At 71.8% G+C, this 26,368-nt stretch carries 20 protein-coding genes; 14 read left to right on the top strand and 6 right to left on the bottom strand.

Annotation, left to right across the window (positions count from 1 at the left end):
* The first annotated feature begins 45 nt into the window (after positions 1-45).
* Positions 46-1,059: a hypothetical protein gene (locus tag AB4091_RS20925; RefSeq protein ID WP_442294655.1), complete on the top strand. Its 1,014-nt coding sequence runs from the start codon at positions 46-48 to the stop codon at positions 1,057-1,059.
* On the top strand, positions 1,034-2,140 hold the full coding sequence (locus tag AB4091_RS20920; RefSeq protein ID WP_442294653.1) for a tyrosine-type recombinase/integrase: 1,107 nt from the start codon (positions 1,034-1,036) through the stop codon (positions 2,138-2,140). The genes AB4091_RS20925 and AB4091_RS20920 overlap by 26 nt, the downstream gene beginning before the upstream one ends.
* Here the strand turns inward: AB4091_RS20920 and AB4091_RS20915 are convergent.
* The gene (locus AB4091_RS20915; protein WP_442294651.1) at positions 2,135-2,443 is read right to left on the bottom strand and encodes a hypothetical protein; all 309 of its coding nucleotides are present in this window, start codon (positions 2,441-2,443) and stop codon (positions 2,135-2,137) included. The two genes, AB4091_RS20920 and AB4091_RS20915, sit on opposite strands and share 6 nt — an antisense overlap.
* Positions 2,444-2,718: 275 nt before the next feature.
* On the opposite strand from AB4091_RS20915, the gene AB4091_RS20910 reads away from it, so the two are divergent.
* The 4 genes from AB4091_RS20910 (at position 2,719) to AB4091_RS20895 (ending at position 10,618) form a co-directional block, all read left to right on the top strand.
* Positions 2,719-4,539, top strand: a complete 1,821-nt coding sequence (locus AB4091_RS20910; protein ID WP_442294649.1) for an FHA domain-containing protein — start codon at positions 2,719-2,721, stop codon at positions 4,537-4,539.
* The gene (locus tag AB4091_RS20905; protein WP_442294675.1) at positions 4,437-7,061 is read left to right on the top strand and encodes an FtsK/SpoIIIE domain-containing protein; all 2,625 of its coding nucleotides are present in this window, start codon (positions 4,437-4,439) and stop codon (positions 7,059-7,061) included. Before AB4091_RS20910 ends, AB4091_RS20905 begins: the two co-directional genes overlap by 103 nt.
* A 108-nt stretch (positions 7,062-7,169) precedes the next feature.
* Entirely contained in the window at positions 7,170-8,120 is a 951-nt protein-coding gene (locus AB4091_RS20900) for an acyl-CoA thioesterase (protein ID WP_442294647.1), read from the top strand.
* Between the two features lie 416 nt (positions 8,121-8,536).
* Positions 8,537-10,618, top strand: a complete 2,082-nt coding sequence (locus AB4091_RS20895; protein WP_442294645.1) for a PhoX family protein — start codon at positions 8,537-8,539, stop codon at positions 10,616-10,618.
* Between the two features lie 88 nt (positions 10,619-10,706).
* On the opposite strand, the gene AB4091_RS20890 is transcribed toward AB4091_RS20895, so the two are convergent.
* Positions 10,707-11,642, bottom strand: a complete 936-nt coding sequence (locus tag AB4091_RS20890; protein WP_442294643.1) for a DNA-3-methyladenine glycosylase family protein — start codon at positions 11,640-11,642, stop codon at positions 10,707-10,709.
* Between the two features lie 160 nt (positions 11,643-11,802).
* Here AB4091_RS20890 and AB4091_RS20885 point away from each other — a divergent pair, with 160 nt between their 5' ends.
* Both AB4091_RS20885 and AB4091_RS20880 read left to right on the top strand, forming a co-directional pair.
* Positions 11,803-12,546, top strand: coding sequence for a DUF3105 domain-containing protein (locus AB4091_RS20885; protein ID WP_442294641.1), 744 nt, complete (start codon positions 11,803-11,805; stop codon positions 12,544-12,546).
* A gap of 106 nt (positions 12,547-12,652) precedes the next feature.
* The gene (locus AB4091_RS20880; RefSeq protein ID WP_442294673.1) at positions 12,653-13,087 is read left to right on the top strand and encodes a nitroreductase family deazaflavin-dependent oxidoreductase; all 435 of its coding nucleotides are present in this window, start codon (positions 12,653-12,655) and stop codon (positions 13,085-13,087) included.
* Between the two features lie 9 nt (positions 13,088-13,096).
* Here the strand turns inward: AB4091_RS20880 and AB4091_RS20875 are convergent, their stop codons facing one another.
* A complete protein-coding gene (locus AB4091_RS20875; protein ID WP_442294639.1) occupies positions 13,097-14,062 on the bottom strand; it encodes a lysylphosphatidylglycerol synthase domain-containing protein in 966 nt (321 codons plus the stop codon).
* Positions 14,063-14,095: 33 nt separating this feature from the next.
* Complete coding sequence (locus tag AB4091_RS20870; RefSeq protein ID WP_442294637.1) at positions 14,096-16,192, bottom strand: glycosyltransferase; 2,097 nt, start codon at positions 16,190-16,192, stop codon at positions 14,096-14,098.
* 97 nt (positions 16,193-16,289) lie between these two features.
* Between AB4091_RS20870 and AB4091_RS20865 the strand changes: the two genes are divergently transcribed.
* The 4 genes from AB4091_RS20865 to AB4091_RS20850 are packed head-to-tail and all read left to right on the top strand — an operon-like array spanning position 16,290 to position 19,321.
* Positions 16,290-16,976 (top strand): glycosyltransferase family 2 protein, encoded by a 687-nt coding sequence (locus AB4091_RS20865; protein WP_442294635.1) that lies wholly within the window; start codon positions 16,290-16,292, stop codon positions 16,974-16,976.
* Complete coding sequence (locus AB4091_RS20860; protein ID WP_442294633.1) at positions 16,973-17,401, top strand: DUF2304 domain-containing protein; 429 nt, start codon at positions 16,973-16,975, stop codon at positions 17,399-17,401. The genes AB4091_RS20865 and AB4091_RS20860 overlap by 4 nt, the downstream gene beginning before the upstream one ends.
* Entirely contained in the window at positions 17,391-18,581 is a 1,191-nt protein-coding gene (locus AB4091_RS20855) for an LCP family protein (RefSeq protein ID WP_442294631.1), read from the top strand. The genes AB4091_RS20860 and AB4091_RS20855 overlap by 11 nt, the downstream gene beginning before the upstream one ends.
* Positions 18,581-19,321, top strand: a complete 741-nt coding sequence (locus AB4091_RS20850; RefSeq protein ID WP_442294629.1) for a TIGR03089 family protein — start codon at positions 18,581-18,583, stop codon at positions 19,319-19,321. The genes AB4091_RS20855 and AB4091_RS20850 overlap by 1 nt, the downstream gene beginning before the upstream one ends.
* Positions 19,322-19,332: 11 nt before the next feature.
* On the opposite strand, the gene AB4091_RS20845 is transcribed toward AB4091_RS20850, so the two are convergent.
* The gene (locus AB4091_RS20845) at positions 19,333-21,288 is read right to left on the bottom strand and encodes a peptidoglycan-binding domain-containing protein (RefSeq protein ID WP_442294627.1); all 1,956 of its coding nucleotides are present in this window, start codon (positions 21,286-21,288) and stop codon (positions 19,333-19,335) included.
* Between the two features lie 289 nt (positions 21,289-21,577).
* Between AB4091_RS20845 and AB4091_RS20840 the strand changes: the two genes are divergently transcribed.
* The gene (locus tag AB4091_RS20840; protein ID WP_442294625.1) at positions 21,578-22,387 is read left to right on the top strand and encodes a CoA transferase subunit A; all 810 of its coding nucleotides are present in this window, start codon (positions 21,578-21,580) and stop codon (positions 22,385-22,387) included.
* Between the two features lies 1 nt (position 22,388).
* A complete protein-coding gene (locus tag AB4091_RS20835; protein WP_442294623.1) occupies positions 22,389-23,030 on the top strand; it encodes a CoA transferase subunit B in 642 nt (213 codons plus the stop codon).
* Between the two features lie 97 nt (positions 23,031-23,127).
* Here AB4091_RS20835 and AB4091_RS20830 read toward each other — a convergent pair whose 3' ends face one another.
* Positions 23,128-26,253: a SpoIID/LytB domain-containing protein gene (locus tag AB4091_RS20830; RefSeq protein WP_442294621.1), complete on the bottom strand. Its 3,126-nt coding sequence runs from the start codon at positions 26,251-26,253 to the stop codon at positions 23,128-23,130.
* Positions 26,254-26,368: the final 115 nt, after the last annotated feature.

The raw sequence follows: 26,368 nt of genomic DNA, 5'->3' as shown, positions 1-26,368 counted from the left end.
CTCCGGTCGAAGCCTCTTGACCAACCTTGGGCGAGACTGACACTGTTGTCGAGCGATCACCGGTTAGTTGGCGGTTACATCCGCGGTTATCTGGTGGTTACTCGATGCATGGAGGTGGATGTGGACTTGTTCAGCGTGGGACTCTGGCGCTACCCGAAGGCGGACGCCCAACGCTTCGGCGATGACTGGTGGGTCGTGCTCCCGGGTCAGGCAACCTTGGCGTTACCCGAGGGGGTGATGAGGGACTACGAGGACGACAACGAGCCCGAACTTCTCGACGTGACACTGCACGAGGTCAGGTCCGACCTGGACATGCTGGAGTCGCTAGACAACGAGGAACAGGCCGCCGCGCACGCGGCCGTGCACTGCCGAAGGTTTGGGACGCCCGACCTGTGTGGGCCACACGGCCTCCCGGTCTGGCACGACCCTCCTCGCGCCCGGCCAGGCGGCGCTCCGCGAACGAGGGTGGTCAGTCCGTCGTGCATCTACGGAGAGGCGCCGGACGGCCATCTGGGCCTCAAGGTTGCGGCCGTGGTGAACTTCGTCAAGCACCTTCGCGGCCTGGAGCAGATCGCTGACCACCTCACGCTGCGACAGGACCCAACGCCGGCCTGGATGATCGACGAGGTCCTCAACGGTGACTTCATCGAGCCTCAATATGTCCGTAGGGTCCGCGGCTTGCAGCAGGCAAACGAGTTCACCCGGAATGAAACCCGGCGCCTCCTGACCCATGCCGTTGACCGCGCCATGGCATCTAGCCGGCTTGTCGCCACGGTGCGCTGGCCAGAAGAGCGGCGTCCTGAACTGGCGCTGGTGGCCGACACTGCATGTGCCCTATACGTGGCGGATCTTCTCGCCCACGTGGGCTCCACGGACCCAGACCGAACATACCTGTGCTCGGTGTGTGGCCAGCCCTACACACCGCGGCGCCGGCTCAAGCCGAACGAGGGGCGGTACTGCACGAGACCGGAGTGCCGAAACGAGCGCAACCGAATGAAGCAAGTTCGTCGACGAGCAAGAGAGGGGGCCACGGATGGCGAGCATCACGAAGAGACCTGATGGCCAATGGAGAGCTAGGTATCGGGACGTACATGGACGCGAGCACGCCAAGCACTTCGCCCGCAAGATCGACGGCCAGCGATGGCTTGATGAGATCACCGCGTCGACCGTCACCGGCCAGTATGTAGACCCCAAAGCGGGTCGGGTCACCTTCGACGCGTACTTCACCCGCTGGGCAGGCCGACAGGTCTGGGCCCCCATGACTGAAGTGCAAAATGACCTGGTCCGCCGCTCGGTGCCCTTCGGCACTGTGCGCATGGCCGACCTGCGCCGCTCGCATCTGGAGGAGTGGGTGAAGGCCATGTCTGCGACGGGCTACGCGGCAACGACGATCACGACCCGCGTGAACGTCGTTCGCGCTGCCCTGAAGGCGGCCGTTTCCGACCGAGTCATATCATCGGACCCCTCCCCTGGTCTTAGGTTGCCCCGCCGTAGGCGAGCTGAGGCTTCAATGAGCCTCCCCAGCGCTGAAGCCATCGCCGCCCTGCTGGCCGCTACCGACGATCGGATGCGGGCGTATATCGCCCTCTGCGCTTTCGCTGGCCTGCGTCTTGGCGAAGCCTCGGGCCTGAAGCTGTCTGATGTGAACTTCCTCGGGCGAACGCTCCGAGTTGAGCGCCAGGTCCAGCGCCGACGCGGCGGGTCTGCCGAAATTCGGCCGCCGAAGTACGGCTCAGAGCGCACCGTCTTCCTTCCTGATGAGCTGCTCCAGATGCTTACCGGTCATGTACAGGGCCACGGCACCTTGCCCGACGGCTGGCTGTTCCCCACAGCGGATGGTCGCCCCATCCCGCCAACCACAGTGAATGCCTGGTGGCACAGGACGTTGAAGACCGCTGGTGTCGAAGGCGTCCACATCCACGGTCTCCGACACTTCTACGCCAGCGGGCTGATCGCCGCCGGCTGTGACGTGGTGACAGTGCAGCGAGCGCTCGGACACAAGTCCGCGTCGGTCACGCTGAACACCTATGCACACCTCTGGCCCTCGGCAGAAGACCGGACCAGGGCTGCCGCATCGGGCTTGGCGGCGTCCGTGCTTGCGACTCGTGCGGACTCAACGCGGACCGGAGCAAGCTCATAGCCGTCTGACCTGCGGCGACGTCGTTCTGAGGTCGTTGATCCAGATCTCCTCGACCGTCGGGTCGTCGAAGTACTGCTGGAGCGGGCCGTAGCCGGCGACGACCGCGAGGATGGAGTGCACCGCGAGGCGCTGGTCACCCAGGGAGGGCAGGCCGCCGTGGAGCGAGCGCTCGTCGTAGTCCTGGACGGCGTCCTGGACGAGACGGCGTACGGCCTTGGCGTCGCTCGCGGGGTCGAGCCCCGAGCGGCGGATGAGCTCGCGGACCTCGCCCTCGACGTGGCGGACCGCTTCCTGTGTCGACATGCGTTCCCCTGAAACCCTGTGAGTTGCTTCGCGGCCATCCTGCCCGGAGTCTCCGGATCTGGCGCGTCCAAGCTAGGCGACCCGTGCGCGCAGCCGCTCCGGTCATCCACAGCCAAGGCCAGCGCGCCGGCCCGGCCCGGCGGCCTGGCGCTCGGCGGACCGGACACCGTAGCGCCCACGCCGAGTGCGTGGCCGGCGTCGTCCACAGCTGTGCATGACGGACCGGGCACCAGCCGCGGTAGCGGTGTCATGGGTGCCGACACGAGGAGGCACACGTGCACCTGACGGTCACCGTCATCGATCCCGAGCAGCTCGACGTGGCACCACGCCACGTCACGATCGAGGCTGCCGAGGGCACCCCTTTCGCCGAGGTGCGCGGTCCGCTCGTCGCGGCCGCCGGCTTCGGGCCGGCGTGCGAGCAGGGGTCGTTCAGCATCGAGGGGGTCGCCGTCTCCGACCACGACCGGGTCGGAGACCTCCCGCTCGTCCGCGGAGCGCTGATCACCGTCCGCAGGAACAACGGAACGGGCCCGAACCCGAGGCGGGAGAGCCGCGCGGTCGAGCTCCGGGTCGTCGGCGGCAACGGCGCCGGTCGGCTCATCCGTCTCGGCCGAGGGGAGCACGTGGTGGGGCGAGCCGCCTCGGCGCACGTCCGCCTCGACGACCCCGGCATCTCGCGGGCCCACGCCGTCATCGACGTGCGCGCCGAGGGCATCGTGGTGCGCGACCTCGGCACGACGAACCCCTCCCGGCTCGACGGGGTCCTGCTCCCACCGGAGGGCGCCACTCTCGGCGCGGGCCAGCACCTGCGCCTCGGCTCGACCACGCTTGCGCTGGGACCGGTCGAGGTCCGCGCAGGCCACCACGAGCTGTCCGGGGGCCAGGTTCGGATCCATCGCCGGCCCCGGTTCGTCGACACGCGACCTGCCGCCAGGGTCGCGTTCCCCACGGCGCCCACCCGGCCCGACCACGGCCGACTGCCGCTCCTGGCCTCGTTCGCGCCCTTGGCGCTGTCAGCAGTGCTGGCGCTGGCCCTCTCCTCTCCCGCGCTGCTCCTCTTCGCACTCATGTCGCCAGTGCTGCTGCTCGGCCAGTGGTGGAGCGACCGCCGGGCCGGGCGCACCTCGTACCGCCGCCAGGTCCGCGAGCACGCCGCCGCGCTCGAGCACGCACGACGCGCCGTCGAGGTGGCGGCGCGCGAGGACGTCCTGCGGCGGCGACGGGAGCATCCCGACCTCGGTCACGTGGAGGCGTCGGTGCGCCGGCGTGCCACCCGGCTCTGGGAGCGTCGGCCCGGCGATCCCGATCACCTCGTGGTGCGTCTCGGGTCGGCACGACAGCCTGCACGGGTCGAGCTCGAGGGCGAGGTCGTGGACGTCCTTCCAGAGGTGGAGGACGTGCCGGTCCTCGTCGACCTCGGCCGGTCGGGGGTGCTGGGCATCGCCGGACCCCGCGAGCACGCCCTCGCCCTGGTCGGGGGCCTTGCGGTGCAGCTCGCCGCCTGGCACACGCCGCGACAGCTCGCCCTGCACGTGCTGGCTGCTTCACCTCAGGCGGCTCGCGACTGGGAGTGGGCCGCCCAGCTGCCGCACGTGTCCGACGCCGACGAGGCGGCGCCGCGGATCACCGGCGACGCCCACGGCCTGACCCAGCACGTCGAGGCCCTTCGGCTCGTCGTCGAGAGCCGTCGAACGGCTCGCGACGGGCAGCGGTCGCCCGACAACCGCACCACGGACATCGTGGTCGTGCTCGACGGCGCCAGCGCGCTGCGTTCCGAACCGGGCGTCTCGGACCTGCTCACGGAGGGGCCCGGCTGTGGGCTCGCTTCATCTGCCTGGACGACGACCCGACCTCCTTGCCGACCGAGTCGCGGGTCACGGTCGAGGTCGACAGGACAGGGCTTCGTGCCACCGTCCGCGACGACTGCGGGGGTGTCGATGGGGTCGTGCCCGACCTGCCGTCCCTCGGCTGGCTCGAGACGGTGTGCGGCGCGATGGCGCCACTCGTGGATGCGACGCCGGATGCGGGGGTGGCCGCGTTGCCGCGCGAGGTGTCCTTCGTCGAGCTCCACCGTGAGGCAGGTGTGGACACCCTGAGCAGCACGGGTCTCGCCGCCTCGTGGGCTGGTGACCGAGGGCGCCCCGAGGCCCTGGTGGGCAGCGCCCCGCAAGGACCGTTCCGCATCGACCTCGCGACCGACGGACCACACGTGCTCGTCGGGGGCACCACGGGATCGGGCAAGTCCGAGCTGCTCCAGGCGCTTGTCACCGGTCTGGCCGTGTCGAACCGGCCCGACGACCTCGCCTTCGTGCTCGTCGACTACAAGGGCGGGTCCGCGTTCAGCGACTGCGCCCGCCTCCCGCACACGGTCGGTCTGGTGACGGATCTCGACGCCGTCCTCACCGCTCGGGCCCTCACCTCCCTCGATGCCGAGATGAAGCGCCGCGAGCGCCTGCTCGCCGAGGCCGGGGCCAAGGACCTCGACGGCTATCGCCGTGCCGCTTCCGTACGCCGGCAGCTGCCTTCGCTGGGGCGCCTGGTCATCGTCGTCGACGAGTTCAAGGCACTCGCCGACGAGTTCCCCGACTTCGTCAGCGGCCTCGTGCGGGTCGCGGCACTGGGGCGATCGCTGGGGCTGCACCTGGTCCTCGCGACCCAGCGACCGGCCGGCATCGTGTCCGCCGACATGCGGGCCAACATCTCGTTGCGCGTCGCCTTGCGGGTGCGCGACCGCAGCGACAGCACCGACGTCATCGACAGCCCCGACGCTGCGGGCCTCGACCCTCGGGCCCCCGGGCGGGCCTGCGTCAGGGCCGGCGACCATGCCCTGACGACGGTGCAGGCTGCTCATCTCGGCCGGCCGCTCCGTCACCTGAGCTCGTCACCCGAGCGCACGCGTGCGGTCCGTCGCGACCTGCTCGCCGAGGCGTGCTTTCCCCCTCCCGGCGACCGGACAGCGGGCAGCACCACCGCGACCGAGCTCGAGGCGGTCGTCGACGCCGTGATCGCGACGGCGCGCACACTCGACATCACGCCGGTACCTGCGCCGTGGCTGCCGCCGCTCCCGCTGACGCTGCCCGCCGCCGAGCTCGTCGACGACGCGGTCGGTGGCGACCTCCCCGGCTCGACCGGCGTGCCGATCGGGCTCGTCGACCTGCCCGCCGACCAACGCCGCGAGCAGTACGTCTGGCGGCTCGGTGACGGGCAGCACCTGGGCCTCGCGGGCGGCCCCCGCAGCGGGAGGTCGACGACGCTCGTCTCCTTGGCACTCGGCCTCGCGCAGCGGGTCTCGCCGGCAGACGTCCATGTCCACGTGCTCCAGGGCGTGGCCGGCCCGTGCTCGGCCCTGCACCATCTGCCACACGTCGGCACGGTCACCGACGCGACCGACCCGGCGGTATGCCGTCGGCTCATCGACCGCCTGGGCCGCCTCGTCGACGGTCACGAGGCGAGGCCTCGACACACGGTCGTGCTGGTCGACGGTTGGGAATCGCTCGAGGAAGCCCTCTCGGTGGTCGACCACGGCGCCACCGTCGACGCCCTCCACCGGCTGCTGCGCGACGGCGCGTCTGCCGGGGTGCAGTTCGTCGCGGCCGGCGGACGGGCCGTGGTCTCGGGTCGCCTCCCGGGTCTGCTCGCCCGACGGCTCGTCCTGCACCTGCCCGACCCGCTCGACCTCACGCTGGCCGGCGTGTCCCCGGCGCAGGCGGCAGCCGCTCGCCCCACAGGCCGAGCGGTCGACGTGCTCACCGGTCACGAGGTGCAGCTGGCCCACCCGGGCCCGGACCCGTCGCCGCGTGAGACGACGGACGCCGTCGTGCGGGCCGCCGACGGGATGGAACGGGGCGGCTCCGCATCGGCTCGCCCCTGGCGCATCAGGGCGCTGCCCGACCGCGTCGAGGCGGCCCCCTCGCTCGGTGGCAGGGACGACCTCGTCATCGGTGTCGGCGGCGACGAGTCGGGGCCGCTGTCTGTCCCGCTCAGCTCGGTCGACCGTCTGCTCGTCGCCGGACCGAGCCGCTCCGGGCGATCGTCTGCGCTGGTCACCATCGGCGAGGCGCTGCGCGCCCGCGGGCGGTCGGTGCTGACCGTCTGCCCGCGCCGGTCCCCGGTGTCGATCTGGGCCCTGACCCACGGGCTGCCCGCCCTGTCGCACCATGACGCCGCCGAGCTGGTGGCGGCCCGCAGGCTCGACCCCGACCTCTGCATCCTGGTCGACGACGCCGAGTCGGTCGATGGCAGCCCCGTCGAGCCCGCGCTCCTCGAGGCCGCTCGCCTCGTCGAGAACACCGACGGGTTCATCGCCGTCAGCGCAGACCTGGCCCGGGCCAACGCGGCCTTCCGGGGCCTCGTCCCCGAGATCTCGCGGACGGGGTGCGCCGTGCTGCTCCAGCCGGCGTCCCCCACCGACGGCGACGTCGTCGGTGCTCGCCTCGACGTGCCCGTCGGGCGCCGACCGGGTCGCGGCTACCTCGTGCTCGACGGGGTCGCCGAGCCCGTGCAGGTCGGCCTGGTCGGCGCGCTCGGTACGCCCAGCACGGCCAGCACGGTCAGCACGGTCAGCGCAGGCGGCTCCGACATCCCGGCAGCCGCCCTCGCATCGACGACACCCACCTAGCGACGCCAGGCCGGCCCCGCCACCACCGGCTCGGAGCGCGGAATGGCTCACCGGCGGTCGTCGCGCTCTGCCAGTGTGTGCCCAACACCCGGCTCGAGGAGGACCACCATGGCGCGCCGTGCCCGAGAGATCACCCTGCGCTTCCTCGCCGCCCCCACTGACGCCGGCTACTCGGGCACCGTGGGCGGCGGTCGCGTGCTCGAGTGGATCGACAAGGCCGGCTACGCGGCGGCCGCGGGGTGGAGCGGCACCTACAGCGTCACGGCATACGTCGGCAACGTGCGCTTCGCTCGACCGGTGGACGTCGGCGACCTCGTCGAGGCCACGGCGCGGGTGGTCCACACCGGCACCACGAGCATGCACATCCTCGTGACGGTCGCAGCCGGCAACCCGAAGGACGTCGACCTGCAGCCGACGACCGACTGCATCATGGTCTTCGTCGCAGTGGATGAGCACGGCAAGCCCACGCCGGTGCCGCAGCTCGTGGCCGAGGACGACCACGACCGCGAGTGGCAGGAGAGCGCGGTCACGCGCATCGGTCTGCGCAACGAGATCGCGGCCGCCATGGCCGCCCAGACCTACAGCGACGTCGGCACCGCGCCACGTGCCGTGCTGCGGTTCCTCGCTGCCCCCACCGACGTCAACTGGGGTGGCAAGGTGCACGGCGGCATCGTCATGCGCTGGATCGACGAGGCCGCCCACGTGCTCGCCACGCAGTGGACCGGCTCGGCGGCCAACGTCGCGGTCTACGCCGGCGGGGTGCGCTTCTACCGCCCGCTCCGCATCGGCCACGTCGTCGAGGTCGAGGCCCGGCTGCTGCTGACCGGCACCTCGAGCATGCACATCAGCGTGCACGTGCGGTCGGGCGACCCGGCCACGGGCGAGCTGGCGCTGACCACGCACTCGCTCATCGTCTTCGTGCCCCTCGACGGTGCGGGCAACGCTGTGCCGGCGAAGCCCTGGACTCCCGTCAGCGACGAGGACGTCGCCCTGCGCGACCACGCCCTGGCGCTGGTGGAGATGCGCAACCGGGTCGACGCCGAGCGCCACATCCCCTGACGACCTGGGGGCACCCCCGCGGCGATCGCCGACATCGTCGTGCCGAAGCCGCCGTGGCCGACCATCGTCGCGGCGAGCTGCATGACGTCGTCCTGGATCCGCTTGCAGCGCAATGCCACTCGCAACACCACGGCTGAGGACGGCCCCGTCGGGTATGCCGACGAGCGAGGCCGGGACGCACGTGAAGTTCGGTGCGCCGGCCATCCCCTGCGCACGGGCTGCGCAGGCGCGGGCGAACTGAACCCTCGGCGTGAAGTGACCGGTGCCCGCCGTCGTCGTGAAGAGCAGACACGTGGAGTTCACCGGATGGCCACCGGAGCAGCACCAGCGGGCGCCCCGGGCCCGCCTAGCGTCACGAGCGGTCGACGCGGTGCCGAACCCGCGTCCCTCGATCCACCTGCTGAAGGAGCACTCACATGACCCCCAGGCTTCTGCCCCTGGTCGCGACGCCACGCCACGGCTCGCGCAGCCGCATGACCTGTCACTACCGCTGCAACGACGCGTGCGACGCGCCGGTGCCCAACGAGTCCGACAACCCCGCCATGCGCGACCTCGTCCAGGGCGCCCTCGCGCGCCGGTCGGTCCTCCGGGGCGGCATCGGCGCCGGCGCCCTCGTCGTCGGCGGTCTCGCGGGTGGCGCCGCCGCGGCCCCGGCCGCGGCGGCGCCCGACACCACAGGCCCGGGCGCCGGAGCTTCCGCCGGCGGCTCGGCGGCTCGCTCGCGCGACGTCGGCCGCGCCGCCTTCACCCCGGTCGCGCCGAACCGCGCCGACGCGATCACCAACGCGCCCGAGTTCACGCACAACGTCGTGATCCGCTGGGGCGACCCGGTCGAGGCGGGCGCACCGCGCTTCGACGTGCACGCCCAGACCCCGGAGGCGCAGGCCGCGCAGTTCGGCTACAACAACGACTACGTCGGTGTGCTCCCGCTCAGCGGCCGCAGCGCCCTGCTCGTGACGAACCACGAGTACACCGACGAGAACCTGATGTTCCCCACCGGCGAGTACGACGACGCGACGGTCAAGAAGATCGCGATGGCCGCGCACGGCATGGCCGTCGTCACCATCGAGCGCGGCCGCGCCAAGGGCTCGTGGATCCGTGCGGACCACCGCCGCGCCAGGCACAACCGTCGCATCACCGTGCACACCGAGTTCGCCTTCCACGGCCCGGCCGCCGGCCACGAGCTGCTCCGCACGGCCGCCGACCCTTCCGGCACCCGCGTCAACGGCACATTCGGCAACTGCGCCGGCGGCACCACCCCCTGGGGCACGGTCCTGTCGGGCGAGGAGAACTTCAACGGCTACTTCGACGCCTCCGGCCCCGTCGACGCCGCGAACGCGACCTCCTTCAAGCGCTACGGCCTCGCGACCGCGGCCGCCACGAACCGCGGTTGGTCGACCGTCGACGAGCGCTTCGACCTCGCCAAGCACCCGCACGAGGCGTACCGCTTCGGCTGGGTCGTCGAGATCGACCCCTACGAGCCCCACTCGACACCGGTCAAGCAGACGATGCTCGGCCGTTTCAAGCACGAGGGCGCCAACGTCACGATCTCCAAGGACGGTCGCGCGGTCGCGTACATGGGTGACGACGAGCGCGGCGACTACCTCTACAAGTTCGTCTCGGCCGACCGCTTCCGCAAGGGTGAGTCGCGATCCGCCCGCACGCACAACAAGACGCTGCTGACCAAGGGCACGCTCTACGTCGCGAAGTTCACCGGCGACGGCACCGCCGACGGTGAGTTCGACGGCGCCGGCACCTGGGTGGCCCTCACGTCCGACACGACGTCGTTCGTCCCCGGCATGAGCGTCGCCGAGGTGCTCGTCAACACGCGCCTCGCCGCCGACACCGTCGGCCCGACGAAGATGGACCGCCCCGAGGACGTCGAGCCCAACCCGGTCAACGGCAAGATCTACGCCGCCCTGACGAACAACTCCGACCGCGGCGTCAAGTACCCGACGGACGAGACGAACCCGCTCGCCTCGAGCATGGTCCGGTCTGCCCTCGGCGCGCCGCTCACGAGCAAGTCGGGCAACCGCAACGGCTACGTGCTCGAGCTCACCGAGCGCCGGGACGACCACACCGCAACGACGTTCACCTGGGACCTCTTCCTCGTCTGCGGCGACCCCGAGGCCCCCGAAACCTACTTCGCGGGCTACGACAAGGCGAAGGTCAGCCCGATCAGCTGCCCGGACAACGTCGCGTTCGACGGCGTCGGCAACCTCTGGATCTCGACGGACGGCAACGTGCTCGGCTCCAACGACGGCCTCTTCCGCGTGCCCGTCACCGGCCCGCACCGCGGCAAGGTCGAGCAGTTCCTCACGGTGCCGTTCGGCGCCGAGACGTGCGGCCCGCTCGTCACCGAGGACCAGCTGTCCGTTTTCACCGCGGTCCAGCACCCCGGCGAGACCGACGGCGCCACGTTCGAGACCCCGTCGAGCACTTGGCCGCACACCGACGGCTTCCCGCGCCCGAGCGTCGTCGTCTCCTACCGCAGGTGAGCCACCGCTCCCGGTTCGCCTGACTGCGGAGGCCCGGCACCTCAGGGGGTGCCGGGTCTTCGCACGCCCGGGGCGTATGCCGCCTCGCTCAGCGGGTGCGCGTCGGCAGGTGGGTGCGCGGGGCCATGCGCGGTCCGCGCCGTGGCCGGTGGTGACCGGCCATCCCGAGCAGCTGCTGCACCCGGTAGCGGTGCCCGCGGTACGGCTCGAGCAGCTCGGCCAGACCGTCGTCGTCGACCGGCGAACCGGTGAGGGCCCAGCCGATGTCCTTGGCCACGTGGTAGTCGCCGAACGAGACCGAGTCGGGGTCGCCGAGCGCGCGCTGCGACACCTCGGCGCACGTCCAGACACCGATGCCCGGCAGGGCCCGGAGGCGCCGGTGCGCCTCGGCGACGGACGTTCGCGCGCCCTCCTCGAGCCGGCCGGCATACCCGGCGGCCCGGACGACGGTGCGGGAGCGTGCCCCGTCGACCGACGCCTGCAGCCACGCCCACGACGGGATCGCCGCCCATCCGGCCGGCGTCGGCGGAGCCATCAGCCCCGGGAACGGGCCCGGCGCCACCTCGCCGAAGCGCAGCACGAGGGCCCGGTAGCCGGCGAAGGCCTCCTGCCCGGTGACCTTCTGCTCGATGACGGCGGGAGCCAGCGCGTCGAAGACCAGACCCGAACGCGGCACGCGCCAGTGCGGGAACCGGCGCCACGCCTGCGCGACGAGGTCGTGGTGCGGGACGAACCCCGACGGGTCGTCCTCCTCGCCGAGGAGGGCCGGCACCGACTCGAGCAGCCAGGGGCCGCCCGGACCCCAGGCCCGGGCGTGGACCTCGGAGTCGCCGGGGTGGCACACGAGGTGGATGGTGCCCACGCCCTGCGGCGTCTGGACGGCCCGGGTCGCGGAGCCCTCGCGGCCGAAGCGCGACGTCGGGTCGCCGCCCCCGCGACGGAACGCACCGAGCTGGCCGCGCAGGGCGATCTCACGCTCGCTGCGCCAGACTCGGGTGACGGGGTCGGTCACGGGTGCGGGCACCACAACATCCTCGCTTACACTCGGCTCGGTCGTTGAACGCGACGACACCGGCGCCACAGACGGCCCGTCGGCACCCGCAACTCACTCCTGCACCGCCCGACCTCAGCCCCGCGCCGGCTGGCCGAGACCAGCAGACCGAGAGCCCACAGGAAGAGGAACGATGGCCCGCGAGACGAGCCGTGACCGCCGCGAGCGCGTCGCCCAGATGCAGGCAGCCCAGAAGAAGTCCGAGCGGCGCCGGCTGTTCATCGTGATCGGCGCCTGCATCGCCGTCATCGCCATCATCGGAGGCGCGGTCGCGTGGGCGATCGTCGGCGAGCAGAACAAGAAGGCCGAGGCCCTCCAGAGCATCAGCGGCGACGTCGCCGCGGCGTCCTGCGACCCGGTGACCGACGACGCGGCGAGCGGCTCCAGCGACCACGTCGGGCCGGGCACCAACAAGGCCGATGTGACGAAGATCCAGTACTCCACCGTGCCGCCGTCGAGCGGCCAGCACTTCGCCGTCCCGGCCGTCGACAAGCGCCGCGTCTACACGGTGGCCGACGCCCCCAGGATCGAGACGCTCGTGCACAACCTCGAGCACGGCTACACGATTCTCTGGTACGACCGCTCGGTCGAGAAGGAGCAGGCAGCCAGCTTCGAGGCCCTCGCCACCCGGATCAACGCGATCAAGGAGTCGGCGAACAAGTTCATCATCAGCCCCTGGGACCCCGCCTACGGCGCGTTCCCCGCGGGCAAGAAGTACGCCCTGTCGCACTGGTCGGCCGACTACGACCAGGCGAGCGGCAAGGTCGCGAACCAGAAGGGTCACCGCCAGCTGTGCGGCGGCCTCAACACGGCCGTCGTCGAGGACTTCGTCAAGGCGCACCCGTGGAGCTCGGCCCCCGAGCCCGGTGCTGCCTGACGGGTCCCGTCCGTCGTCGCAGCGCAGGCCCCCGGTCCCCGACCGGGGGCCTGCGGCGTACCACCGGTCCGGGAACACCCACGACCAGCACGTGGTTGTCGCCCACATGACCATCACCGGCGACTACGTCCCGAGCCCGAGCGACTGGGTGCGCAAGCAGGTCGAGGAGATCGAGCGCACCGGCACCACCGACTCCGTGCACATCATGAACCTCCCCGTCGTGCTGCTGACCATGCGCGGCAAGAAGAGCGGGAAGGTGCGCAAGGTGCCGCTCATGCGGGTCGAGCACGACGGAGACTTCGCCGCGGTCGCGAGCAAGGGCGGTGCGCCGGAGCACCCGAAGTGGTACCGCAACCTGCAGGCCCACCCCGACATCGACCTGCAGGCCGGCACCGAGACGTGGGCGGCGCGGGCCCGCGAGCTGTCCGGCGAGGAGCGCGAGCAGTGGTGGGAGCGGTGCGTCGCGGCCTACCCGCCGTACGCCGAGTACCAGACGAAGACCGACCGGCTCATCCCCGTCTTCGTCCTCGAGCGCGTCTGAGGCCTGCTCTCACACCGACAGGTCGTCGACCTGCTCGGTCTCTGACTGGCGCGCCCGGAGCAGGTGGTGCGACCGGGCGTACAGCCAGCCGCCGAGGGCGGCGAGCACGTCGACCACGGTGACGATGAAGCGCGACATGATCGCGACGGCAGCCGCGGCGGGCGTCGGGATCGCGGTCGAGAGGATCAGCGTCAGCAGGCCCTCGCGGGCACCCAGCCCCGCGGGCAGCACGACCGTGAGCATGCCGAGCGAGACCGACAGGGCGTAGCCGGTCATCGCCGCCGTCGTGAGATCGGGGTGTGCGCCGTCGCCGGCGACGGCCCGCGCGAGCAGCAGAGTGTGGACGCCGAAGGCGACCCAGACCAGGACGAAGATCACGACGGCGCGCAGCACGGCGCCTGCGGACAGGTCGTGCTCGAGCGGCTCTCGTCGCAGTGTCCTCAGCATCCTGGCGATGAGGGCGTTGAGCAGCCGCGGTACGCAGAGCACCACGAGGATCGGGATGCCGAGCAGCAGCCACCAGTCGAAGCCCGTCGACGTGCGCGTCAGCAGGTACGAGGCCGCCGGCAGCCCGACGAGGAAGCCCGTGGCGAGCGCGAGTCCCAGGGCGAGCAGCCCGGTGACGGCGGTGCGCCGGCGCGGCACCTTGAGCGAGCTCGCCATGTCGGCCTGCACGAGCACCGACCAGAGTGATCCCGGCAGGTACTTGCCGAGCTGGCCGACGAAGTAGACGCCGGACGCGGGCGCGAGGTGCAGGTCGGAGCCGAGGTCTCGCAGCAGCGTCTTCCAGCCGATCATCGTCAGCCACGTGCCGGCACCGGCCGCGAGGGTCGACCAGGCGAAGGTCGACCACGAGATCTTGTCGAGGTGGACCGACATGTCGGCCCAGTTGCGCACGACGGCGTAGACGACGGCGGCGAGGGTGATGACGGCGATGCCGACACGCAGGACGGTGAGGATCTTCTGTCGGGTCATGTCGTCACCATCATCGCAGTGTCCGCAGGCCTCTCAGCGCCGACGCAGGGTCAGGCGCACGAGGCCGTATGCCGCGTCGTCGGCCCGGGCGCGCGCCGCGGCGTCGCGCATGCGGGCGTTGACGTCCCCGTCGAGGTCGCCGATGAGCACGAAGCCGAGGTCGTGGGCGCGTGCCAGGATGCCGCGCACGTCGGCCGGGCCGACCGCCCCTTCGGCCGCTCGCGGGCCGATCGGGATCGTCACGACGAGCAGTCCGCCGGAGCGTAGCGCCCAAGACGCCTGCTCGAGCACGTGGTCCACGTCGCTTCCGTCGCAGCCGTCGGGGTGTATCCGCACGATGACGTCGAGCGAGCCGGTGTCGACGTCGAGCGCTGCGACGCTGGGGTGGCTGCCGGTGAAGTCGATCTCGACCGGAGCGAACCCGACCGCGCGTGCCCAGCGGGACAGGAGCGAGCGCGTGCCGCCCTCGTCGACGATGACGGCGCTGCGACGGCCGTCGTCGCGCACCCGCAGGATCGCTGCCAGCGCACCGAGCGCCGCCCACGCCGAGACGCTGTCGAGCGAGCGGGGCAGCCCGAGGATGCGGGCGAGGCGACGGGCGTCGTCGGCCTCGTCGGGCGCGCCGAGCACGTCGGTGGCGAGCACCCAGTCGGGCAGGTCGTCGGGCCGCAGCGCCACGAGGGGTCGACGGGCGACCACGGCCCGGGAGGCGGTGTGCCGCACCCTCCGGACGAGATCTGCAGCCCGGCCGCCGACGCGGAGGGCGGCTCTCCGGGCCGTCGAGGAGCGGCCTGCCGCTCCTCCCCCGTCGGTCTCGTCGGGCCCTTCGAGCCCGTCCAGCTCGTCGAGCCCGTCGTCCGGCGGGTCGCCGACGCTGTCGTCGGTCACTCCCGGCGTGACGGCATACGGGTCCGGCTCGCCGAGCAGGGCGGCCTCGTCGACCGAGAGCGCCTCGACGGTGCCGAGGTAGTGCGCCCACGGGCCGGAGAGGTCGGGCGTCTGGACGCCCTCGGCCAGCCGACGGCGTACGTCGGGGTCGCCGAGGCGCCGGAGCGCGCCGGCGAGCGCCCGCTCGTCCTCCGGGGGCACGAGGATGCCGTTGACGCCGTCGTCGACCTGCTGCGAGAAGGGCGAGATGTCGGAGGCGAGCACGGGCAGCCCGTGCGCGTGACCGAGGATGACGTTCTGCGAGGCGGTCGCCGAGCGGTACGGCAGGGCGAGCACGTCGTGGTCGGCGAGGAGCGAGGCGAGGGCGTCGGCCGGGACGTAGCCGTCGCGGATCTCGACGCGGCCCGCGAGCGCAGGGTCCGAGGCGAGCCGCCCGATGACACCGCGGTTGGCACCCCAGATCTCGCCGGCGATCGTCAGCGTCACCTCCGGCACCGTGCGCATGGCGCGCAGCAGGACGTCGATGCCCTTGTACTCGCGGATCAGTCCGAGGGCGAGCAGCCGGGTGGGACCGGTGCGCGGGTCGCGCGAGATCGGGTCGCCGCCGGGCAGGTGCGGGGGGAGGTCGGCGACCGAGACCCGGCGGGCACCCAGGTCGTGGGCCACGCGGGCCTGGTCGGTGCTGTGCACCAGCACCGAGTCGACACGGGCGAGGAGCAGCGACATCAGGCGGGCGTCGCCGGCGTGCGCCTCGTGCGGCAGCACGTTGTGGCACACCACGACAGACTGCGGCCGCGGCCGGGCCGCGCCGGGCACCGCCCCCGCCGCCCGCAGCAGGGCCAGGTGGGCAGGGACCACGGCCGGCATGACGTGCACCACGAGGATCGCGTCGACGTCGCGCAGCCGGCGACCCGCCCGCACCCACGTGTCGGGCCTGGCCCAGCTGAGCGCCCGGATGGTGCGCGGGAACGGCGGCACCTCCGGCACGCCGTCGGGCACGGTGGCGTCGGCATGGTGCAGCTTCGAGGGGTAGAGGTGCGCCCACGACACGAGCGTCACGTCGTGGCCGGCATCGGCCAGGTGGTGCGCGAGCATCGTGGTGTGGGCGGCGACCCCACCCTTGTGCGGGTGGCTCGGGCCGACGATCGCGATGCGCAGTGCAGCCGACCCCGTCGTTCCGACAGCCTCGTCCGAAGCCTGGCCGGCCCCCGGCTGGGAGCCCTGTGACAACGCATCCGTCATGGTCCCCCGACTCTAGTTCCACGCGTACGCCCTCGTGTGTGCTCCACGCCCATGTCGCGTGTCCGGTGGGGCACGCCGACCGCTCTACGCTGGACGCATGCAGAACGAGGACGTGTGGCTGGTGGTGCCGCTCTACGAGGAGGCCGCCGTCATCGCCGAGGTGGTGGGCGAGGCCCGCGCCGTCTTCCCCAAGATCGTCTGCGTCGACGACGGCTCCCGCGACGCGTCGGCCGACCGCGCCGAGCAGGCGGGCGCCGCCGTCGTGCGCCACCCGGTCAACCTCGGTCAGGGCGCCGCCCTGCAGACCGGCTTCGAGTACGCCCTGGGCGACCCGGCGATGCGCTACGTCGTCACCTACGACGCCGACGGCCAGCACCAGCTGCACGACGTCGAGGTCATGCTCGAGCGCATCCGCCGGGGCGACGTGAGCGTGGTCTTCGGCTCGCGCTTCCTCGACGAGCGCACCGACGCGTCCGCCCTCAAGAAGCTCGTCCTGCGCGCGGCGGTGGCCTACACCAACCTGACGACCGGGACCCGCCTGACCGATGCCCACAACGGGCTGCGCGTGCTGCACCGCGACATCGTCGAGCGGCTCGACATCACCCAGAACCGGATGGCCCACGCCTCCGAGATCGTCGCCCAGATCGGCTCGATGCGCTTCGACGGCGCCCGGGTCGCCTATGCGGAGGAACCCGTGCACATCCTCTACACCGACTACTCCAGGGCCAAGGGCCAGTCGCTCTGGAACGCGGTCAACATCCTCGCGGAGCTGATCTGGCGATGAGTCGACAGAGCGCCATCCAGATCCTGCTCATCGCAGCCGTGCTCGTCATCGCCTGGCGGCTGCTCATCGGCTCGGGGCAGCGCACCCAGGCCCTCCGCCGGCTGGGGCTGCTCTTCCTGCTCGGCCTCGTCATCTACTCGATCATCGACCCGAGCAAGACGTGGACCAACCTCGCCAACGCCCTGGGAATCGGCCGTGGGGCCGACCTCATCCTCTACGGGCTCGTCGTCGCCTTCCTCGGGTTCGTCGTGACGACCTACAAGCGGTTCCGGGCGATGGAGACCCGGTACACGCGCCTGGCCCGCCGCATCGCCCTCGACGAGGCACGGCCCGTGTCGGCACACGGTGGTTCGACAGGAACTCCTGACACACTGACCGGCGACGTTCCCCCGACCCCGAGCGTGAAGGCAGCCGATGCCGACTGATCCGACCACTCCCCGCCGCCCGGCGCGCGACGACGCCTACACCGTCGACACCCGTCGTCGCCCCAAGCGCAGCGGCGGCGGAGCCATCGCCTCCTCGCACGTCGACGACCGGCAGGCCGACGTCGTCGACACCCGTGGGCGCGGCGGAGCCCCGGGCGGCTCCGGCGGTCCCCGTGGGCCGCGCTACCGCTGGCGCAAGGGTCGCATCGCGCTCATCGTGCTGCTCGTGCTGCTCCTCGCCTGGGTCGGCTTCCTCATGTGGGTGCCCATGCAGGCGTGGGGCGCGGTCAACAAGGTCGACAACATCCCGTCCGGCGAGCGGCCCACCGACACGTCGGGCTACAACTACCTCCTCGTCGGATCCGACAGCCGTGAGGGCCTCACCCAGGCGCAGAAGAAGAAGTACGCGACGGGCAGCGCCGAGGGCAACCGCACCGACACGATCATGCTCGTGCACGTCTCCGAGAGCGGTGGCAAGCCGGTCATGGTCTCGCTGCCGCGCGACTCCTTCGTGCCCATCCCGGGCCACGGCTCCAACAAGATCAACGCGGCGTACGCCTTCGGTGGTCCCAAGCTGCTGACGAACACCGTCGAGCAGGTCACCGGCATCCACGTCGACGGCTACATAGAGATCGGCCTCGGCGGTTTCGCCGGCGTCGTCGACAGCGTCGGCGGCGTCGACCTGTGCGTCGCTCGCGACATGAAGGACAAGCTGGCCGGGATCGACCTCAAGAAGGGCTGCCAGACCCTCGACGGCGGCAACGCCCTCGGCTACGTCCGTTCCCGCCACGAGGACCCCCTCGGTGACATCGGCCGCGCCGCCCGACAGCGCCAGTTCCTCGGTGCGCTCATGAAGAAGGCCGTCACGCCCTCGACGATCCTCAACCCTTGGCGCTACAAGGGTTTCGCCGACGCCTCGGCCGCCGGCCTGGCGGTCGGTCGCGAGACCGGCATCATGGACGCCGTCCGCGTGCTGCAGGCGATGCGCTCCGTCAGCAACGACCAGGGCCTGTCGCTGACGGTGCCGACCTCCGACCTCTCCTACCGCACCAGCGGCGGGGCGCTCGCCATCAAGTGGGACACCGAGCGGGCCAAGGCCCTCTTCAAGTCGCTCAAGGACGACGAGCCGTTGACCCAGGCGCCGGCCGGCACCACGGTCGAGGGCGCGAAGAACAGCTGATGGCCGCTCCCCTGCTGCCGGCCGACGTGCTCGCCCGGATGCTCGCGGCCGACCCCGGCCGGCCCCGCCTCACCTGGTACGACGACGAACCGGGCCCCACCGCGGGCGAACGCATCGAGCTGAGCGCCCGGGTGCTGGCCAACTGGGTCTCCAAGGCCGCGAACCTGCTCCAGGACGACGCTGCCGCCGGTCCCGGCACCACCGTGGGCCTCGACCTGCCCGCACACTGGCGCTCGCTCTACTGGGCGCTCGCGGCGTGGTCGGTCGGGGCGACCGTCGTGGTCGACGCCGAGGCTGCCGGCGCCGACGTCCTCGTGACCGGGTCGCCGACCGCCGCGGCCGAGCACGGGGGCGACACGGTGCTCGTGGCCCTGCCGGCCCTCGCCCGCAGCCACCCCGAAGCGGGCAGCGCGCCCGGCGCGGTCGACGAGGCGCGTGAGCTGTCGACCCACGGCGACCTCTTCTCCCCCATGGCCGACCCCGAGCCGGGCGACGTCGCGCTGGTCGGCCCGGGCTCGCAACCCCGCGAGACGGCATACGGCGACGTCGTCGGCGGCGAGCCGTCCTGGGGCGCCGCCCCACGCGTCGTCGTCGGAGGCGCGCTCGAGCGGGTGCTCCGCCAGAGCCTCGCGGCATGGTCCGCCGACGGCTCGGTCGTGCTGGTGCGGGGCTCGCGCGACGACCTCGCCGACCGCTTCGCGTCGGAGGGCGTCACGCACGACGCGCGCGAGGACGCCTGAGCCACGAGCGACTACGCAGACAGCCGGTCGAAGAGCGACCACGTGCGTGAGGCGACGACCCCGGTGCTGGCCAGGCCAGCGCGTGCCTGCGCCGACTTGACGGCCTCACGCGTGGCGAGGTCGAAGACCCCGGTCTGGTCCACTCCGAGCAGGCGCTGCACCGCGACGACCTGCGGCCCTGTGTCGCCGGCGCGCAGCACGGTCGAGCGGTCAGCGACGAACGGGAAGTCGCGTGCCTCGAGCACGTCCCACAGCTCGGGCGTCACAACTCCGGTCTGCGGCATCGCGAGCGAACGCTGGAGCGAGACGACCTTGTCGCGCGTGACCGAGCCGAAGACGCCGTCGACCGCCAGGCCGCCCAGCGCCCGCTGCAGCACCCGCACCGCGGCGCCACGGGACCCGGTCGCGATCGTGAGGCTCTTGTACGCGGTGTAGCTGGTCGCGACGTCGACCCGCGCGATGCCGGGGCTGGCCTTCGACGTGCTGGCCTTGGGGGTGCTGGCGTAGGCGGTCATGGCGGTGTCCCTCCCTGAGGCGGTGCGGGTGGTGCGCAGCTCGGCAGTGGCGAAGGCGGGTGTCGCCGGGCCGGTCGGCTGGGTCAGCGCGACCGGGCGCGCCGATGCCGACCAGCCGTGCGTGAAGAGCGACTGCTGCGTGTGCGCGTCGGCGACGCCCGTCTGCGGCAGGCCGGCGAACTTCTGGTAGGCCGTGACCCTCGCTCGCGTGAGGGGGCCGAAGTACCCGGTGACGGGCAGCGCCCCCAGCCGGGTCTGGAGCGTGCTGACGGCCGCAGAGGTCGTGCCGAACCTCAGCGTCGCGTAGGCGGTCGTGCCCGGGGTGCCGGACGTGCCTGTCGTGCCGGGCTGGCCCGTCGCGGCAACGGCGCCGGTCCAGCCGCGCACCCACAGCCTCGCCTGGGTGACGGGGTCGGCGACGCCGGTCTGCGGCAGCCCGGCGTACTTCTGGTAGGCCGTGACCCTCGCGCGCGTCAGGGTGCCGTAGTAGCCCGTGGTCGGCAGCGAGCCGAGCTTGCCCTGGAGGGTGCGCACGGCGGCCGAGGTCATGCCGAACGACAGGGTCGGGTAGGCGGCCGTGACGCTCTTCCAGCCTCGCGTCGCGAGCAGCTCCTGCGTGCGCAGGTCGGCGACGCCGGTCCGGGGCAGCCCGACGAAAGCCTGGTACGCGATGACGCGGGCCTTGGTCTGGTCGCCGAAGAAGCCGGTGGTCGGCAGGTTGCCCAGCCGGGCCTGCAGCCGGCGCACCGCCTCCGAGCGCATGCCGGTGGAGAGCGACACAGGAGTGGTCGGCACGGGCGTCGTCGGTGCCGGTGCCGGCGGGGTGGCCGGCGTCGTCGGGAGCGTCGTCCCGGCCCGCGGCAGCGCGGTGAGGTAGCTGCGCGTCGGCACGCCGGTCCACCACGAGGTGCGACCGGCAGCACCGTCGTAGTTGAAGCTGAAGTGGATGTGGTCCGTGTGCGGCGAGACGCCTGAGTAGGGCGACCAGCCGCGCTCGGTCGCGTAGGCGCGCCACATCTTCCGGTTGTGGATGATGTACATGATCCCGAAGCGCCGGGCCATGGCGCCCTCGACCCCGTTGGCGTCGGGTGCCGTCAGCCACGTGAGCACCGACTGCGCGACTGCCTCCTGGGCCGGGTTGTTGACGTTGAGCATCCAGTCCCAGGCCCGACCGTCGTAGTGCTCCGAGGGTCCGCTGCCACAGGTGCGGCCGATGAGACCGGTCGAGCCCATCCCGTAGTGCGAGGTCATCAGGTGCGCGAACGCCAGGACCCCGGGACGGGCGACCGGGTCACAGACCGTCTGGCCCTGATAGGGCACGTACACGTCCAGGCCGATGGGGAGCGGACGGGTCGGAGGCGCCTGCACCGCCGCCGCGGGGGTTGCGGCCATCGGCATCGTGAGGGCCGGGAGGGCCAGGACGAGGCCCAGCGGGCGTCTGCGCAGGGCCATGGAGAACCTCTTGTCGTGAGGGGAAATGAGGAGGAATTACTTAACTCCCGCACCATTTAGACACTCCAGTCACACACCTCACAAGTTGGTTGGTCGAATTACAAGACTGTTCTTTTCGGGGCGAGGAAATGACACGAATGTCATTTCCTCGACCACGGCGGCTGGCCCACCCAGCGATCTCGAAGGACCGGTCGTGACCGGGCTCACGTGGGCGGGGACCACTCGTCGTCCGGTCGTGTGGGCCGACCCCACGCCACCGGCGCCGGGCGGCGCGGATAGAGTCCGACGCATGGACAAAGTCGTCTCCTCTCCCCAGGACGCCATCGCCGGCATCAGTGACGGAATGTCGCTGTCAGTCGGCGGTTTCGGCCTCTGCGGCATTCCCTCCGTTCTCATCGCAGCGATCCACGACGCCGGGATCAGCGACCTCGAGGCCGTCTCGAACAACTGCGGCGTCGACGACTGGGGCCTCGGGATCCTGCTGCGCGACAAGCGGATCCGACGCATGGTCAGCTCCTACGTCGGTGAGAACAAGGAGTTCGAGCGGCAGTACCTCTCCGGCGAGCTCGAGGTCGAGCTGACGCCGCAGGGCACGCTCGCCGAGCGCCTGCGCGCCGGCGGCTCGGGCATCGGCGCCTTCTTCACGATGACCGGCGTCGGCACCCAGATCGCCGAGGGCGGTCTGCCCTGGCGCTACGACGACGCCGGCGCCATCGCGGTCGCCTCGCCCCCGAAGCAGACCCAGGACTTCGAGTGGATGGGCGAGACGAGGACCTTCGTGCTCGAGCAGGCAATCACCACCGACTTCGGCCTCGTGCGCGCCGCGAAGGGCGACCGCCACGGCAACCTCGTCTTCAACCAGTCGGCCCGCAACTTCAACCCGCTCTGCGCCATGGCCGGGCGCGTCACCGTCGCCGAGGTCGAGGAGCTCGTCGAGCCCGGTGCGCTCGACCCCGACCAGATCCACCTGCCCGGCATCTTCGTCCAGCGTGTCCTGCCCCTCTCCGCCGAGCAGGCCGCCGAGAAGCGCATCGAGCGTCGCACCGTCCGCCCTCGCCCCGAGACCGCGGCCACGGGCGACCAGAGCAAGGAGGCCTGAGATGGCACTGACCCGTGAGCAGATGGCGGCCCGGGCCGCGGCCGAGCTCTCCGACGGCGCCTACGTCAACCTCGGCATCGGCCTGCCGACCCTCGTGCCCAACTACGTACCCGACGACGTCGAGATCGTGCTCCAGTCCGAGAACGGCATCCTCGGGGTCGGCGCCTACCCGTTGGACGGCGAGGAGGACCCCGACCTCATCAACGCCGGCAAGGAGACCGTGACCCTGCGCAAGGGCGCCGCGTTCTTCGACTCCGCCACGAGCTTCGGCATGATCCGCGGCGGCAAGGTCGACGCGGCCATCCTCGGTGCCATGCAGGTCTCGCAGGGCGGCGACATCGCCAACTGGATGATCCCCGGCAAGATGGTCAAGGGCATGGGCGGCGCGATGGACCTCGTCCACGGCGCCAAGAAGGTCATCGTCCTGATGGAGCACAACGCCAAGGACGGCTCCTACAAGATCGTCAAGGAGTGCTCGCTGCCCTACACCGGCCGCGGCGTCGTCCAGCGCATCATCACCGACCTCTGCGTGCTGGATGTCACCGAGTCCGGCCTCGTGCTGCGTGAGCTCGCACCCGGCGTCACCGAGGACGAGGTGCGCGAGAAGACCGAGCCCGAGATCACGGTCGACCTCACCGCCTGAGCACCGCCTGAGCCCCGTCCGAGCGCGCAGGACATCGCAGCGGGGCGCCGGTCCGGGTCTGGACCGGCGCCCCGCTGGCGTCGTCATCGGGCTGTCGTCACTGCCCGAGGCGGGTCGTCCACAGGTGGGTGCCGGCAGGGATCGCGGCACCGATGACGAACCGAGCGGTCACCGGCTCGATGAGGAGTGCACCGTCGCTCGCGCGTCGCACGAGCAGGTCGTGGCGGCCGTCGCCCGTGAGGTCTCCCACCGACTTGAGCTCGCTGAAGCCGCGCCAGTCGGTCGTGCCGATGACCTGGCTGGACTGCAGGGCCCCACCGCCGAGACCGGCGTAGAAGTAGAGGCGCCCGTCGCTCGACCGCACGCCCGCCACGTCGACGCGGCCGTCACCGTCGAAGTCCCCCGCCGTGATCTGGCTGAACATCTGCCACCCGGTCGTGATCTGCCGCGAGCCGGTGAAGCCACCCGCCCCGTTGCCGAGGTAGAGCACGAGGGTGCCGCTGGTGGTGCGCGCCAGCAGGTCGGTGTGGCCGTCGCCGCTGAGGTCGCCGGCGGGCACGAGCAGGTCGAACCCGCCCCAGCCCGTCCCGATTCGCACCGGTGCGCGGTCTAGCACGCCGGTGGCGCTGCCGGACCACAGCCACAGCGAGCCGTCACTGCGGCGCGCGACGACGTCGGCGATGTTGTCGGAGTCGAACGGACCGACACCCGTCAGCAGGCTCGTGCCCGAGAAGCCCGTCGTCGTGAGGGTCCTCAGGCTGAAGCCCTTGTTGCCGGAGTACGCGAGCGCTGCCGCCCCCGATCCGCTCGGGGTCAGTGCGTCACCGAGCGAGTCCGCCGTGAGGTCGCGCGGCAGCGTCCGGCTGGACACGGCAGGTGCGGACGTCACCGTCCACCAGGTGCTGCGCAGCCCCATGGCGCTGCGGAACGTGTCGCCGCCGACGGTCACCGAACCGGTCGACCCGGTGACCCGCACCGACACGACGCGCCCGCCCCAGTCACCGCCGCCGGAACGGCTGAGGACGGCCAGTGACGAGAGGGTGCCGGTGGTCGGGTAGGCAGCCTCGATGCGCGAGATCGCGAGGGTCCCGGTCCACGAGTGGGTGTTGCCCGTCACCGCGACCTCGTCGTAGGGGTCGGCCTTGGCCACCTGGTAGGGCAGGGACGACGCCACGGTCATGCCGCCGTTCGAGGCGCCGAACTCGGTGAGAGCGGGCGACCCGGCGTAGCGCACCACGGACCCGGCGGTGGCGGAGGTCGCCGCGGTCGAGCGCGAGTCGAGCCGCGCGGTGCGCAGGGTGCCCGCGGCATCGTAGTCGGCGATGCCTCGGTAGACCTGGCAGCTCGAGGAGTCGCACGTGTCGTAGGAGGCCGAGAGGGGGTGCGCACGGGCGTATGCCGCGTAGCTGCGTGCCGCGATCGCCTGCGCCTGCAGGGCTGCAGCAGGCCAGGACGGCGACATCTCGTTGGGCACGACGGCGCGCGCGTGCGCCTCGGCGGTGGTCGTGTTGACCGAGCGCGCGGCCGTGCCCCAGACGTGCGTGGTCACCGAACCGGCGTAGTCGCGCTGCAGGCCGGAGGGCAGCACGACGCGCAGCACCCCGGTGGAGGGCCGGGAGAGCACCAGCGGCGCCGTCTTCCACGCCTTCCAGTAGCCGCTCGACGTCCAGGTGGACCCCGTGCGCCACTGCAGCGTGAGGCCCCCGGCCTCGGGCACGATCCGCCAGGAGGTCGCCGCGCTGAGGACGCTCGTGGCCTTTCCGTCGAAGAACGTGAGTCCCGGCTGTGGCGACACCGTGGTGCCACCCGAGCCGAGGTCCGACAGGTAGGTGCGCAACAGGGGGTCACCCTGCGAGGCCAGCGTCGTGCCCGGGTAGTAGAAGGCCGTGATCTGCGTGCCCGTCAGGCCGGCGCGGGCGGCGCCGTAGGCGCCGTACTGTGACATGCCTCGACCGTGCCCGGAACCGTGGCCCGACAGCGAGAAGGACGTGCCCGCGGGGCGCGTGAAGGTCTCGACCACCGGGCTCGGCGACATCGCCGAGAAGGACTGCTGCCCGGCCGACCAGGTGCTCGCGGCGGAGCTTCGGATCGCGGCGAGCTGGGCGTATCCCGCGTCGCCGGGGCAGTCGGTCTGGCCGTAGTCGCGGTGCGCGCTGACCCGGCTCCTGGTGACCACGGTGCCGGCGGCGTACTTCGTGTTGCCCGCCGACGTGAAGGTGGTGCTGGTGGCCGGGTCGAAGCGGGCACGGTCGGCCAGCCAGGCGATGACCGCGGCGACCGACGACGTCGTGGCCGAGCTGAACGGCACGCTCTGGTGGTCGCCGATGACCGAGACCCCCACGGTCTCGGTGTTGAAGCCTGCCGTCTGGGCGCCCTGCACGAACGAGGTGAGGCTGCCGTAACGACCCTCGTAGACCGTGCCGAAGCGGTCCACAAGGAACTGGTAGCCGATGTCGCACCAACCGTTCGACTGGACGTGGTACGCGTAGATGCCCCGCACGAGCGATGCTGCCTGCGCCTGCGTGTAGGTGTTGGCGTTGACCGTGTGGTGCACGACGGCTCCCTTGACGCCGGTGATCGTCTCGGGCGTGCACGTCCTGATGCTCTCGTCGGCGCCCCACTCGGCGCGCGTGACGATGGTCGGCTGGCGAACGGCCGCCGCGGCCGAGGCCGCGCCCAACCCGAGCCGGCCGTCGGCGGACGAGGACCCGGCGTCGACGAGCGACGCGGTCAGCCCCGCCGGCGCCGCCGTGCCGTCCGTCGCCACCCTGACCTCCAGGCCGGTGGCACCGGCGGCGGTGATCGGCTGGGTGCCCTTGCGTGCCCCCTTGGCATCCGCGGAGCCGGCGTCGGGACCGTCGGCGTCGTCGACCGCGAACTCGAGCCACGGGCTCCATCCCGCACTCGTGCGGGTGCGTGCCTCGACCGTCATGCCGGCCGGCGTCGCACCGGTGAACGTCACACCGGCGACGTCGAACGGCGTCCCCGTGGTCGTGAGGGCTGCCACGACCCGTCTGTCGGCGCCCCGGGCGGCGGTCGACCTCGGCGCCGTCCCGGCCAGGGTCCGCTGCTGTGCCACCGGCACGCTGGGGACCGAGACGCGGACGAGCTTCGGCGTCACGGGGGCGGGTTCGGCGCTCACCTCGACAGTCGGGAGCACGACGGACGCACCGGTCAGGCCGAGCACGGCGACGAGCGTGAAGAGGCGATTTCTGGCAGCCAAAGGTCACTCCTTGTTACTGGAGTGACAAATGTCGCAAATGTCGAGGCGTTCGGCAAACAGATCGGAAAAAGTGTTCGCAACGTGACCTTGGCGGTCATTTTTTACGGGCCCTGAG

Source organism: Terrabacter sp. 2RAF25 (assembly GCF_052115265.1).
Taxonomy (GTDB): Bacteria; Actinomycetota; Actinomycetes; order Actinomycetales; family Dermatophilaceae; genus Terrabacter.
The sequence above is the reverse complement of the archived record's forward strand: the minus strand, read 5'-3'. Positions and strand labels throughout refer to the sequence as shown.

Coding starts and splice junctions, on each gene's coding strand:
- AB4091_RS20920 (WP_442294653.1), top strand. CDS start 1,034: ATGGCGAGCATCACGAAGAGACCTGATGGCCAATGGAGAGCTAGGTAT.
- AB4091_RS20915 (WP_442294651.1), bottom strand. CDS start 2,443: ATGTCGACACAGGAAGCGGTCCGCCACGTCGAGGGCGAGGTCCGCGAG.
- AB4091_RS20905 (WP_442294675.1), top strand. CDS start 4,437: ATGGCGCCACTCGTGGATGCGACGCCGGATGCGGGGGTGGCCGCGTTG.
- AB4091_RS20900 (WP_442294647.1), top strand. CDS start 7,170: ATGGCGCGCCGTGCCCGAGAGATCACCCTGCGCTTCCTCGCCGCCCCC.
- AB4091_RS20895 (WP_442294645.1), top strand. CDS start 8,537: ATGACCCCCAGGCTTCTGCCCCTGGTCGCGACGCCACGCCACGGCTCG.
- AB4091_RS20885 (WP_442294641.1), top strand. CDS start 11,803: ATGGCCCGCGAGACGAGCCGTGACCGCCGCGAGCGCGTCGCCCAGATG.
- AB4091_RS20880 (WP_442294673.1), top strand. CDS start 12,653: ATGACCATCACCGGCGACTACGTCCCGAGCCCGAGCGACTGGGTGCGC.
- AB4091_RS20875 (WP_442294639.1), bottom strand. CDS start 14,062: ATGACCCGACAGAAGATCCTCACCGTCCTGCGTGTCGGCATCGCCGTC.
- AB4091_RS20870 (WP_442294637.1), bottom strand. CDS start 16,192: ATGACGGATGCGTTGTCACAGGGCTCCCAGCCGGGGGCCGGCCAGGCT.
- AB4091_RS20865 (WP_442294635.1), top strand. CDS start 16,290: ATGCAGAACGAGGACGTGTGGCTGGTGGTGCCGCTCTACGAGGAGGCC.
- AB4091_RS20860 (WP_442294633.1), top strand. CDS start 16,973: ATGAGTCGACAGAGCGCCATCCAGATCCTGCTCATCGCAGCCGTGCTC.
- AB4091_RS20855 (WP_442294631.1), top strand. CDS start 17,391: ATGCCGACTGATCCGACCACTCCCCGCCGCCCGGCGCGCGACGACGCC.
- AB4091_RS20850 (WP_442294629.1), top strand. CDS start 18,581: ATGGCCGCTCCCCTGCTGCCGGCCGACGTGCTCGCCCGGATGCTCGCG.
- AB4091_RS20845 (WP_442294627.1), bottom strand. CDS start 21,288: ATGGCCCTGCGCAGACGCCCGCTGGGCCTCGTCCTGGCCCTCCCGGCC.
- AB4091_RS20840 (WP_442294625.1), top strand. CDS start 21,578: ATGGACAAAGTCGTCTCCTCTCCCCAGGACGCCATCGCCGGCATCAGT.
- AB4091_RS20835 (WP_442294623.1), top strand. CDS start 22,389: ATGGCACTGACCCGTGAGCAGATGGCGGCCCGGGCCGCGGCCGAGCTC.